Source organism: Aeromicrobium sp. (assembly GCF_036676885.1).
Classification (GTDB): Bacteria; Actinomycetota; Actinomycetes; order Propionibacteriales; family Nocardioidaceae; genus Aeromicrobium.
Genome location: NZ_JAKFCB010000181.1, coordinates 1 through 11,244, shown reverse-complemented (window position 1 = coordinate 11,244; position 11,244 = coordinate 1). Strand labels below are relative to the sequence as shown.

10 protein-coding genes and 1 tRNA gene are annotated in these 11,244 nt (G+C 69.8%); 8 read left to right on the top strand and 3 right to left on the bottom strand.

Going from position 1 to position 11,244, the window contains the following annotated elements; genetic code table 11:
* Positions 1-378: 378 nt before the first annotated feature.
* Positions 379-450: transfer RNA gene (locus V6M46_RS08570), tRNA-Arg, on the bottom strand.
* A 54-nt stretch (positions 451-504) separates the two neighbouring features.
* Between V6M46_RS08570 and V6M46_RS08565 the strand changes: the two genes are divergently transcribed.
* The 3 genes from V6M46_RS08565 (at position 505) to lysA (ending at position 4,223) form a co-directional block, all read left to right on the top strand.
* Complete coding sequence (locus V6M46_RS08565; RefSeq protein ID WP_332663773.1) at positions 505-897, top strand: response regulator; 393 nt, start codon at positions 505-507, stop codon at positions 895-897.
* A 267-nt stretch (positions 898-1,164) separates the two neighbouring features.
* Entirely contained in the window at positions 1,165-2,829 is a 1,665-nt protein-coding gene (argS, locus tag V6M46_RS08560) for an arginine--tRNA ligase (protein ID WP_332663770.1), read from the top strand.
* On the top strand, positions 2,826-4,223 hold the full coding sequence (gene lysA, locus V6M46_RS08555) for a diaminopimelate decarboxylase (RefSeq protein ID WP_442880478.1): 1,398 nt from the start codon (positions 2,826-2,828) through the stop codon (positions 4,221-4,223). The genes argS and lysA overlap by 4 nt, the downstream gene beginning before the upstream one ends.
* 4 nt (positions 4,224-4,227) lie before the next feature.
* On the opposite strand, the gene soxR is transcribed toward lysA, so the two are convergent.
* The gene (soxR, locus tag V6M46_RS08550; protein WP_332663766.1) at positions 4,228-4,677 is read right to left on the bottom strand and encodes a redox-sensitive transcriptional activator SoxR; all 450 of its coding nucleotides are present in this window, start codon (positions 4,675-4,677) and stop codon (positions 4,228-4,230) included.
* 95 nt (positions 4,678-4,772) lie between these two features.
* On the opposite strand from soxR, the gene V6M46_RS08545 reads away from it, so the two are divergent.
* Positions 4,773-5,753 (top strand): zinc-binding dehydrogenase, encoded by a 981-nt coding sequence (locus tag V6M46_RS08545; RefSeq protein WP_332663764.1) that lies wholly within the window; start codon positions 4,773-4,775, stop codon positions 5,751-5,753.
* Complete coding sequence (locus V6M46_RS08540; protein ID WP_332663762.1) at positions 5,750-7,093, top strand: MFS transporter; 1,344 nt, start codon at positions 5,750-5,752, stop codon at positions 7,091-7,093. Before V6M46_RS08545 ends, V6M46_RS08540 begins: the two co-directional genes overlap by 4 nt.
* 15 nt (positions 7,094-7,108) lie before the next feature.
* Here V6M46_RS08540 and V6M46_RS08535 read toward each other — a convergent pair whose 3' ends face one another.
* The gene (locus V6M46_RS08535; RefSeq protein WP_332663760.1) at positions 7,109-7,651 is read right to left on the bottom strand and encodes a hypothetical protein; all 543 of its coding nucleotides are present in this window, start codon (positions 7,649-7,651) and stop codon (positions 7,109-7,111) included.
* 125 nt (positions 7,652-7,776) lie between these two features.
* Here V6M46_RS08535 and V6M46_RS08530 point away from each other — a divergent pair, with 125 nt between their 5' ends.
* The 3 genes from V6M46_RS08530 to thrB are packed head-to-tail and all read left to right on the top strand — an operon-like array spanning position 7,777 to position 11,029.
* A complete protein-coding gene (locus V6M46_RS08530) occupies positions 7,777-9,096 on the top strand; it encodes a homoserine dehydrogenase (protein WP_332663758.1) in 1,320 nt (439 codons plus the stop codon).
* Positions 9,096-10,154 carry a threonine synthase gene (gene thrC / locus V6M46_RS08525; RefSeq protein WP_442880477.1) on the top strand — a complete coding sequence of 353 codons (1,059 nt, stop codon included), beginning with the start codon at positions 9,096-9,098 and terminating at the stop codon, positions 10,152-10,154. The genes V6M46_RS08530 and thrC overlap by 1 nt, the downstream gene beginning before the upstream one ends.
* On the top strand, positions 10,151-11,029 hold the full coding sequence (gene thrB / locus V6M46_RS08520) for a homoserine kinase (RefSeq protein ID WP_332663756.1): 879 nt from the start codon (positions 10,151-10,153) through the stop codon (positions 11,027-11,029). Before thrC ends, thrB begins: the two co-directional genes overlap by 4 nt.
* Positions 11,030-11,244 lie beyond the last annotated feature (215 nt).

Here is an 11,244-nt window from a genome sequence, read left to right as displayed (position 1 = left end):
TCATCACCGGCGCCGACAGCGTGGCGACGATGGCGGTCTACGTCGGCCTGCTGGACATGGACATCCGGGTCGAGGAACCGCCGGAGCTCGTCGAGCGGATGAAGGTGTTGAGCCGCCGCTACGGCGAAGCGGTGCGTTGATGCCGCGATTCGTGACGATTTGCAGATCATCGCGTTCGGCGCTCGGAAAAGACAGCGCCCCCGGCAGGACTCCGTCGGGCGCTGAGCGCCCTCCTCCCGAATCCTGAACGCCGGGGAGTTGCGAGATGAGCTCGCGTTTCAGCTGGCGCCCCCGGCAGGACTCCGTCGGGCGCTGAGCGCCCTCCTCCCCGAATCCTGAACGCCGGGGAGTGACGACTTGAGCCGACGTTTTGCTGTGCGCCCCCGGCAGGATTCGAACCTGCGCTTCCGCCTCCGGAGGGCGGCGCTCTATCCCCTGAGCTACGGGGGCCAAATACGGCCAACTGCGGTGTGAGCCTACCCCACAGGGACTACCGTGTTGCGGGTGCCCAGAGTGCTTGTCGTCGATGACACCGCCTCGATCAGATTCCTCATCCGGACCAACATGGAGCTCGCTGGATTCGATGTCGATGAGGCAGTCGACGGTGCCGATTGCCTCGAGTTCCTGCGTACGTCCGAGGTCCTGCCCGACGCCATCACGGTCGACGTCATGATGCCCCGGCTCGACGGCATCGCGACCGTCGCTGCAATCCGAGCCGATCCCAGGACCCGGCACATCGCGATCGTGATGGTCACGACGCAGGGACATCCGGCCGACATCCAGCGCGCCACCCAGGCCGGCGTCGACGCATACGTGACCAAGCCGTTCGACCCCGACGGGCTGATCGAGACGGTTCAGGAAGCCATCGACCACACGAAGAATCGGGGCGACGCCTGAACGAGGTCCTTGAGTGGTGCCACCCCGGGACGTACCGTTGCTGTACACGGATTGGAGGTGGTTCGAGGATATGAATAGCTCTTGGACTTGTGAGGTGGCTGTCCGCTAGCCGCATGGCTCAGCTAGTGGCAGCGAATCCCCGCAGCCACCCGACCCGCAGGGCGTCGAGTTGTCCACTCGACCGCGCTCCTACTCCCCGGAGGCGAGTGCAGCCCTGCGGGTCGTCCACGTTTATGGGCTGTGAGCGGTGGCCGATAGGCTTGTGCGGTGACTCCCGAGCAGCTCTCCACGGCCATCGTCGGTGCCCTCACCTCGCTCAGCGAGGCGGGGACGATCACGCTGCCCGACGGGGTGCCGGCAGAGGTGCTCGTCGAGCGCCCCAAGGTCAAGGAGCACGGCGACTACGCCACCAACATCGCGTTGCGCCTGGCCAAGAAGGCCGGCATGAACCCCCGTGACTTCGCCCAGCTCCTGGCCGATCAGCTCGGTGCTTCCGACGGCATCGCGAGCGCCGAGATCGCCGGCCCGGGCTTCCTCAACATCCGCGTCGAGGCCGGCGCCCAGGGCGCGCTCGCGCCCCAGATCGTCGCGGCCGGTCAGGCGTACGGCACGAGCGACCTGTATGCAGGACAGAAGGTCAACCTCGAGTTCGTCAGCGCCAATCCGACCGGCCCGATCCACATCGGCGGCGTCCGGTGGGCCGCGGTCGGAGACTCGCTGGGCCGCATCCTGACGGCGATCGGCGCCGAGGTCACGCGGGAGTACTACTTCAACGACCACGGGATGCAGATCGATCGCTATTCCCGCTCGCTGCTGGCCAACGCGCGCGGCGACGAGGCGCCGGAGGACGGCTACGGCGGCCAGTACATCTCCGACATCGCCGCGACCGTCGTCGCCAAGCACCCGGACGTCCTGACGCTGCCCGAGGCCGAGGCGCTCGAGACGTTCCGGGCTGAGGGCGTCGACCTGATGTTCACCGAGATCAAGAAGAGCCTGCACGAGTTCGGCGTCGACTTCGACGTCTACTTCCACGAGAACGACCTGCACGAGTCCGGCGCCGTCGAGCGCGCCATCGCGCGGCTCCGCGAGCTCGGCATGATGTACGAGCAGGACGACGCGACCTGGCTGCGTACGTCCGACTTCGGCGACGACAAGGACCGTGTCGTCATCAAGTCCGACGGCCAGCCGTCCTACATCTCGGGCGACCTCGCCTACTACCTCAACAAGCGCGAGCGCGGCTTCGACCGCTGTCTCATCATGCTCGGCGCCGACCACCACGGCTACGTCTCTCGGATGCTGGCGATGTGCGCGGCATTCGGCGACACCCCCGGCGTCAACCTCGAGCTGCTGATCGGCCAGCTGGTCAACCTCGTACGCGACGGCGAGCCGCTGCGCATGAGCAAGCGGGCCGGCACCGTGATCACACTGGAGGACCTCGTCGAGTCGATCGGGGTCGACGCCGCCCGCTATGCCCTCGCGCGCTACTCGACGGACTCCACGATCGACCTCGACCTCGACCTGTGGGCCAAGCAGGACAGTGACAACCCGGTCTACTACGTCCAGTACGCCCACGCGCGGCTGTCGTCGATCATCCGCAACGCGGTCGACCTCGGCGTCGTGATCGACGCGTCGACGTTCGACCCGTCGCTGCTGTCGGTCGAGCAGGAGGGCGCCCTGCTGCGGGCGCTCGCCGACTACCCGCGGATCGTCGCGCGCGCCGCCGAGCTGCGCGAGCCGCACCGCGTCGCGCGCTACCTCGAGGACACCGCGGCGGCGTTCCACAAGTTCTACGACGTCGCGCACGTGCTGCCCAAGGGCGACGAGGAGCCCAACGACCTGCACCGGGCCCGGCTGATGCTGGTCGCGGCGACGCGGCAGGTCATCGCCAACGGCCTCGGCCTGCTGGGCGTCAACGCCCCGGAGCGTATGTGATGCGGTCGCACGAGGCAGGAGCCCTGCACGGCCAGTCCGGCGACCGCGGACCGGCGTGGCTGCGTATGCCTGAGGACCCCAACGAGCTCGTGCCGCACCTGTGGGCCTCGTCGGTCTCCAAGGTCGACGGCGTGCTGACGGTCGCGGGGGAGTCGGTCATCGACCTCGCCGCCGAGTTCGGCACCCCGACCTACGTCGTCGACGAGGACGACTTCCGGCGCCGGGCCCGCGGCTTCAAGGAGGCGTTCCCCGACGCCGACGTCTACTACGCCGGCAAGGCGTTCCTCTGTGTCGCGACCGCTCGCTGGATCGCCGAGGAGGGGCTCAACCTCGACGTGTGCACCGGGGGTGAGCTCGCGGTGGCGCTCAAGGCCGAGTTCCCGCCCGAGCGCATCGGCCTGCACGGCAACAACAAGTCCGTTGCGGAGCTGCGGCGCGCGCTCGAGGCCGGTGTCGGCCGCATCATCATCGACTCGCTCGAGGAGATCGAGCGGCTGCGTGACCTGACCGCCGAGCTCGGCAAGCGTGCCTCCGTCATGATCCGGGTCACCGCGGGAGTCGAGGCGCACACCCACGAATACATCTCGACGTCGCACGAGGACCAGAAGTTCGGCTTCTCGATCGCCGGTGGTGACGCGCTCGACGCCGTACGCCGGGTGCTCGCCGAGCCGGGGCTCGAGCTGCGCGGCCTGCACTCGCACATCGGCTCGCAGATCTTCGTCACCGACGGCTTCGAGGTCGCTGCCCGCCGGGTCCTGCGCCTTCACGCCGAGATAGCCAAGGAGCTCGGCGTCGCGCTGCCGGAGTTCGACCTCGGTGGCGGCTTCGGCATCGCCTACACGACCCAGGACGATCCGTCGACGCCGGAGGACCTGGCCCGCGGGATGCTCAAGATCGTCGACGACGAGTGCGCCGTGATCGGCATCGACGTGCCCCACCTGTCGATCGAGCCCGGCCGCGCGATCGCCGGCCCGTCGACGTTCACGCTGTACGAGGTCGGCACGACCAAGTCCGTGGAGCTCGACGGCGGTGCGTACAGGCGCTACATCTCGGTCGACGGGGGCATGAGCGACAACATCCGGCCGGCGCTCTACGGTGCCGACTACTCCTGCACGCTCGCGTCACGCGCCTCGGAGGCCCCTGCGCTGCTCAGTCGCGTCGTCGGCAAGCACTGCGAGTCCGGCGACATCGTGGTCAAGGACGAGTTCCTGCCCGGCGACGTCGAGGCCGGCGACCTGCTCGCCGTGCCCGGCACGGGGGCCTACTGCCGGTCCCTGGCGAGCAACTACAACCACGTACCCCGTGCCGCGGTCGTCGCCGTGCGCGAGGGCGAGGCGCGGGTCATCGTGCGTCGCGAGACCGAGGACGACCTGCTCGCCCTCGACATCGGCTGAGGCGTCAGCGCCGCATCAGGCGTCTCGGTCCGGGGCCGGTGCTGGCGAGCCAGTCCTCCGGGTTGTAGAGCGAGCAGCTCTTGAGGGACAGGCACCCGCAGCCGATGCAGCCGTCGAGGTTGTCGCGGAGTCGTTGCAGCTGGTCGATGCGGGAGTCGAGGTCGGCCCGCCAGCGTTGGGAGAGCCGCGCCCAGTCCGCCTTGGTCGGCACCTTGTCGTGGGGGAGCGACTCGAGGGCTTCGCGGATCTCGGCAAGACTGATCCCGAGTCCCTGGGACACCCGGATGAACGCGATCCTGCGCAGCACGTCGCGGTGGTAACGACGCTGGTTGCCCGCGGTCCGATCGCTCTCGATGAGGCCTTCGCGCTCGTAGAAGTGCAGCGCCGACACCGCCACCCCGGCTCGCTCGGCGACCTCGCCAGGGGTCAGCGGCTGATGCTTCGAGATCGTCATGACCTCAACCATACTTGGGGTTCATCCTCGATCGCCGCTTGACCTCAACTGCAGTTGAGGTTGTGGACTGTCCCCACCGACGACGAAGGAGCAGCATGCACGCGATCAGGCAGTACGAGCTCGGTGGGCCCGAGGTTCTCCGGTATGAGGTGGTCCCGGACCTCGAGCCGGGGGAGGGGCAGGTACGCATCGCGGTCCGCGCGAGCGGCGTCCACTACCTCGACACCTCGCTCCGCTCGGGCTTCACCAGCGCTGTGCACCAGCCGCTCCAGCTGCCGATGACGCCGGGGCGCGAGGTCGCCGGCCGGATCGACGCGATCGACCCCGGCGTGGACCCGTCGTGGTCCGGCAAGCGGGTGGTGGCGCATCTCGGCATGGCCAGCGGTGGATATGCCGAGCAGGCGCTCGCGGCGGTGGCGAGCCTCCACGAGGTGCCCGACGGAATGCCCTACGCCGTGGCGGTCGCCGCGATCGGCACCGGTCGCACCGCCGCCGGCATCCTGGACCAGTCGCCGGTCGAGGCCGACGACATCGTGGTGGTGACGTCCGCCGCCGGGGGGCTCGGCGTCCTGCTGATCCAGGCCGCCAAGGACGTGGGAGCCAAGGTCGTCGGGCTGGCCGGAGGCGAACAGAAGGTCGCGATCGCCCGCGCGCAGGGTGCCGACCTGGCGGTCGACTACCGCATCGACGGCTGGGACGACGTCGTCCGCCGCGAGCTCGGCGGCGACCTGGCGACCCTGGTCTTCGACGGCGTCGGCGGCAAGACCGCCGACTCGGCCTTCAACCTGCTCGCCCCCGGTGGACGCCTGATGCAGTACGGCTGGTTCACGGACGAACCGGCGACGTACGACGACCCGGCCAGAACCGTGAAGATGCTGCTCGGGCCGCAGATGCTGGCGCGCCCGGGCGGCCTGCGCTCGCTGGAGGCCGAGGCACTCGCCCGGGCCGCAGACGGCAGCCGCGTGCCGCTCGTCGACTCGGTCTTCCCCCTGGCCGACGCGGCCGGCGCCCATCGGGCGCTGGAGGGCCGGAAGACGTACGGCAAGGTCGTCCTCGTGCCGGACGCACTCCTGTGACCGCACCGGCCTCCACGTCCGAGCGGTTGTGGCTCGGGCCCCACGGCCGCGTCGTCGCGGGGATCTTCTCGCTGGCATTCCTCGTGGCATTCGAGTCCCTGGCGGTGATGACGGTCATGCCGGTCGTGGCCGACGAGCTGGACGGCCTCGGCCTGTACGCCCTCACGTTCGCCGCGCCCACGGCCGTCGCCGTGGTCTCGATGACGATCGCCGGGCCGTTGATGGACCGCCGAGGACCCGGGCTCGCCCTGCGCGCCGGAGTCGGGATCTTCGCGGCCGGCCTGCTCGTCTCGGGTCTCGCGCCGACGATGGAGGTGTTCCTCGTGGGGCGCGCCGTGCAGGGGCTCGGCATGGGCTTCGTCGGTGTCGGGCTCTATGTCGTCATCGGCAAGGTGTTCCCCGAGCACATGCGCGCGCGGGTCTTCACGGTCATGACCAGCGCGTGGGTGCTGCCGGCACTGGTGGGACCGGTCATCGCCGGGTTCATCGCCGACCACATCGGCTGGCGCTGGGTGTTCCTCAGCGTCCCGCTGATCGCGATCGGGTCGCTCCTGCTGATCTGGGAGGCGCTCGGCCGCCTCGACGGCAACCCCGCAGTCGGCTCGGACCGTCGCCGGCTCTGGTGGGCCTCGCTCACCGCCGGCGGCATCCTCACGGTGAGCGTCGCCGGTCAGCGTGGCGTCGGCTGGTGGCCCGTCCTGCTGATCGTGGCGCTCGCCCTAATCGTCGCGTACGCCCCGAGGCTCCTGCCCAGGGGCACGTGGCGTGGACACCGCGGCCTGCCGAGCGTCATCGCGACCCGCAGCCTGCTCTCTGCCGGGTTCTTCGGCGCCGAGACGTACGTGCCGCTGTCCCTCGTCGAGAACCGTGGCCTGAACGTGTCGCAGGCCGGGTTGCTGCTCACCAGCGCGGCGGTCCTGTGGTTCAGCGGGTCGTGGATCGCGGCCAACGTGCCGGCGCTGGCGTCCAAGACGTTGCGGGTGCGGCTCGGCACGGGATTCGTGCTGCTCGGCACCGGCTCGGGATTCCTCACCCTCACCGACGGCATACCCGTGCTCGTCATCGCGGGGCTCTGGAGCGTCGGCGGACTTGGCATGGGCCTGGCCGCGTCGACCCTCGGCGTCCTGCTTCTGGACCACTCGGCTCCCGGCGAACAGGGTGCCAACAGCGCCGCGATGCAGACCAGTGACGCCGTCGTCCAGTCGCTGGTGCTCGCGATCGGCAGCGTCGTGTTCGCCGTCATGCTGCAGACGCACGAGCTGACCGGCTACATCCTGGTCTTCGGCCTGGCGAGCGTCGTCGGAATGTTCGCGGTCGCGCTGGCCACCCGGATCGACTGAGGCACCGATCGAAGATCAGCCCATGCACATCACGAGCTCGTTGGTGCCGCGCGCGGTGTACGTCCGCTGCTTGACGCCGTCGATCGAAACCGTGCACGTGGCACGTGTCGCGGCGCCACGCACCTTGACCGCAATGGCGGCGAGCGGGCGAGGTCCGCTAAGCGTCTTCGACACGCTGAACGCGGCCGGCGCCCCGCGCTTGACGACCTCGGTGCCGTCACGCAGCAGGTAGCCGATATCGCTGCCCGCAGCGTCCGCCGAGACCGAGACCGTCACGACGTGCTCGAGGCCGTCGTCGGGGCCGGTGATGATCAACGCTCCACCACCGCCCAGCGGCTGGCCCGCCTGGAGTGCCAGCCGTGCGGCTTGCTCCGCCGCCGTCTCGCCGGCCGAGGTGTTGGGCTGACTGACGACCTGCGCCGATCCGGCTGACCGAGAAGCGCCGTCGTCCGACGTGCTCCCGCGCCACAGCACGAAGGCGACGACGAAAAGCACGGCCGATGCCCCGAAGAGGATCGTGAGAATCGTGCGATCACGCTTCAGGCGGGGAAAATGCACTGTTCAGCCTTTCAGGGCGTCGGGCGTAGCGTTCAGGGTTATCAACGATTCACGTCCCGAACGGCTATGGGACCACGGGACGAACCGCGTCACCCGTCCGGGCCCCGCGCCGATACCCTTGACCGGTGAGCGAATCCTCGTGGTCCCCCGGTCGCCCGCTCCGCGTTGCCCTGTTGGGCTGCGGAGTCGTCGGCACGGAAGTTGCCCGGTTGCTCACGAGCGACGCAGATGAGCTGGCCCAGCGCGTCGGCGCCCCGCTCGAGCTCGTCGGCATCGCCGTACGCCGGCTGGGCCGCGAACGCGATCTCGACGTACCGGCTGAGCTCTTCACGACCGACGCCACCGGCCTGGTCGGTCGCGGCGACATCGATGTCGTGATCGAGGTCATCGGCGGCATCGAGCCCGCTCGCGAGCTGATCCTGTCCGCCCTGGACAACGGCGCCTCGGTCGTGACCGCCAACAAGGCGCTGCTCGCCGAGGACGGCGCGACATTGTTCGAGGCCGCGCTCAAGGCCGAGCGCGACCTCTACTTCGAGGCCGCCGTCGCCGGCGCCATTCCGATCGTCAGGCCGCTGCGCGAGTCGCTCGCAGGTGACCGGGTGCAGCGCGTGCTCGGCATCGTCAACGGCACGACCAACTTCATCCTCGACGCCATGACCACGACCGGCCAGGGCTTCTCCGAGGCGCTCGACGAGGCCCAGCGGCTGGGCTACGCCGAGGCCGACCCGACCGCCGACATCGAGGGATTCGACGCGGCGTCCAAGGCGGCGATCCTCGCCGGTCTCGCGTTCCACACCCGCGTGGTGATCGGCGACGTCCACCGCGAGGGCATCACCGACGTCACGGCGGCAGACGTACGCTCCGCGGCCGAGATGGGTTGCGTCGTCAAGCTCCTCGCGATCTGCGAGAAGCGCGAGACACCCGACGGGCCCGCGGTGTCCGCCCGTGTGCACCCGGCGATGATCCCTCTCTCGCACCCGTTGGCATCCGTCCACGGCGCCTACAACGCGGTGTTCGTCGAGAGCGAGGCCGCCGGTCAGCTCATGTTCTACGGGCCCGGTGCCGGTGGCGCGCCCACGGCGAGCGCGGTGCTCGGCGACGTCGTGTCTGTCGCCCGCAACCGGCGCAGCAACGTCTTCGGTCCCGGCGAGTCGACCCACGCGCAGCTCGAGGTGCTCGACATCGGCCGGGCCCGCACCCGCTACCACGTGTCGATCGACGTCGACGACCGCGCGGGCGTGCTCGCCTCGGTCGCGGGCGCGTTCGCCGAGTTCGGCGTCTCGATCCGCACGGTGCGCCAGGAGGGCAGCGGCGATGACGCCCAGCTCGTCATCGTGACGCATGAGGCGGACGACGCCGCACTGTCGGCAACGGTGGCCTCGCTCCGGGGCCTCGACATGGTTCGCGACGTGACGTCCGTGATGCGCGTCGAGGGAGGATCCTGATGGCTCACCTGTGGCGTGGCGTGATCGAGGAGTATCGCGAGTGGCTCCCGGTGACCCCCGAGACACCGGTCATCACCCTCGGTGAGGGCGGCACTCCGCTCGTCCACTCCGCGTGGCTGTCCGGCATCGTCCGCGGTGAGGTGTGGCTCAAGGTCGAGGGCGACAACCCGACCGGCTCGTTCAAGGATCGCGGCATGACCGCCGCGATCTCCGTCGCCGCGGGCGCGGGCGCCAAGGCCGTCGTCTGCGCGTCGACCGGCAACACCTCGGCCTCCATGACGGCATACGCTGCCCGCGCGGGCCTGACTCCGATCGTCCTGGTGCCACACGGCAAGATCGCCGCCGGCAAGATGGCGCAGGCCGTCATGCACGGTGCCACCGTCATCCAGCTGCGCGGCGGGTTCGACCAGTGCCTGCAGGTCGCCCGCGACCTCGCCGACCAGTACCCCGTCGCCCTGGTCAACTCGGTCAACCCCGTGCGCCTTCAGGGCCAGAAGACCGCGTCGTTCGAGATCGTCGACGCCCTCGGCAAGGCGCCCGACCTGCACGTCCTGCCGGTCGGCAACGCCGGCAACATCTCGGCCTACTGGCTGGGCTACCAGGAGTACGCCGAGGCCGGCATCGCCCAGAAGACGCCGTCGATGTGGGGCTTCCAGGCCGAGGGCGCCGCGCCGATCGTGCTGGGCCACCCGGTCGAGCACCCCGAGACCCTCGCCACCGCGATCCGCGTCGGCAATCCCGCGTCGTGGCAGCTTGCCGTCGCGGCCCGGGACGACTCGCGGGGCCGTATCGAGGCCGTCACGGACGACGAGATCCTCAGCGCCCAGCGTGAGCTGGCCTCACGCGAAGGCGTCTTCGTCGAGCCGGCCTCCGCTGCCGGCGTCGCCGGGCTGCTCAAGTCCGCCGGCTCCGTCGAGCCGGGTTCGACGATCGCGATCACGGTCACGGGCCACGGCCTCAAGGACACCGAGACGGCGCTCTCCGGCATCGACTCGATCGTCGACTCGGTCATCGATGTCGACGTGCACGCGGCGGCCGAGGTCGCCGGACTCGTATGACGTTCGTCGCCGGCCCCGTCACGGTGCGTACGCCGGCCTCCAGCGCCAACCTCGGGCCCGGCTTCGACGCCCTGGGTCTCGCCCTGACGCTGTACGACGAGATCACGGCCGAGGTGACGGACACCCCCGGGCTCGACATCGAGGTCTCCGGTGAAGGCGCCCTGGACGTCCCGAGGACCAGCGACCACCTGGTCGTCACGGCGATGACCGCGACGTTCGACCTGCTGGGCGAACGGCCCACCGGCTTGCGTCTCGAATGCGTCAACGCGATCCCGCACGGCCGCGGCCTGGGCTCGTCGGCCGCGGCGATCGTCGGCGGCATCATGCTGGCCCGCGCGCTCGTCGAGGGCAGCGCGTCCCGGCTCGACGACCGGGCGGCGTTCCAGCTCGCGGTCGACCTGGAGGGTCATCCCGACAACGTCGCTGCCGCGATGTTCGGCGGGCTGACGATCGCGTGGATCGATGGGGCCGCCGCCGAGGTGGAGCGGCTCGACACCGCGGTCGAGGTCACGGCATTCGTCCCGCCCGAGGCGGTGTCGACCGAGAAGGCTCGCGGCCTGCTGCCCGAGACCGTGCCGCATCGTGACGCGGCGGTCAACGCCGGCCGTGCCGCGTTGCTGGTCGCGGCGCTCACCACGGCGCCCGAGCGGCTCATCTGGGCGACCGAGGACCGGATCCACCAGACGTACCGGGCCGACGCGATGCCCGAGTCCTACAAGCTCCTGCGACAGCTGCGAGTCGAGGGCATTCCGACGATCATCTCGGGGGCCGGACCCACCGTCCTGTCGTTCGCCCGGGGCCTCGCCGACCGTGCTCCGGAGGGCTGGACGGTGCACGAGCTGGACGTCGACACCGAGGGCGCGCACACCCTCTGAGAACTCTCTTGACATGAACCCACGGGGAATGCCGGATGACTCTCTGGTGTTACAGTGGATGAGTCGGAGTCGAGTGCGAAACTCCCCGACAGTGACAAGTAGCAGTGCCATTCAAGCCGCCCGTCGGATACGGGCAAGCCTTTATGCGATCCGGATCTCTCCGGACATCAGGCCTTGTGGCCTCATCCAAAGGAACCTACGTGACTGAAACCACC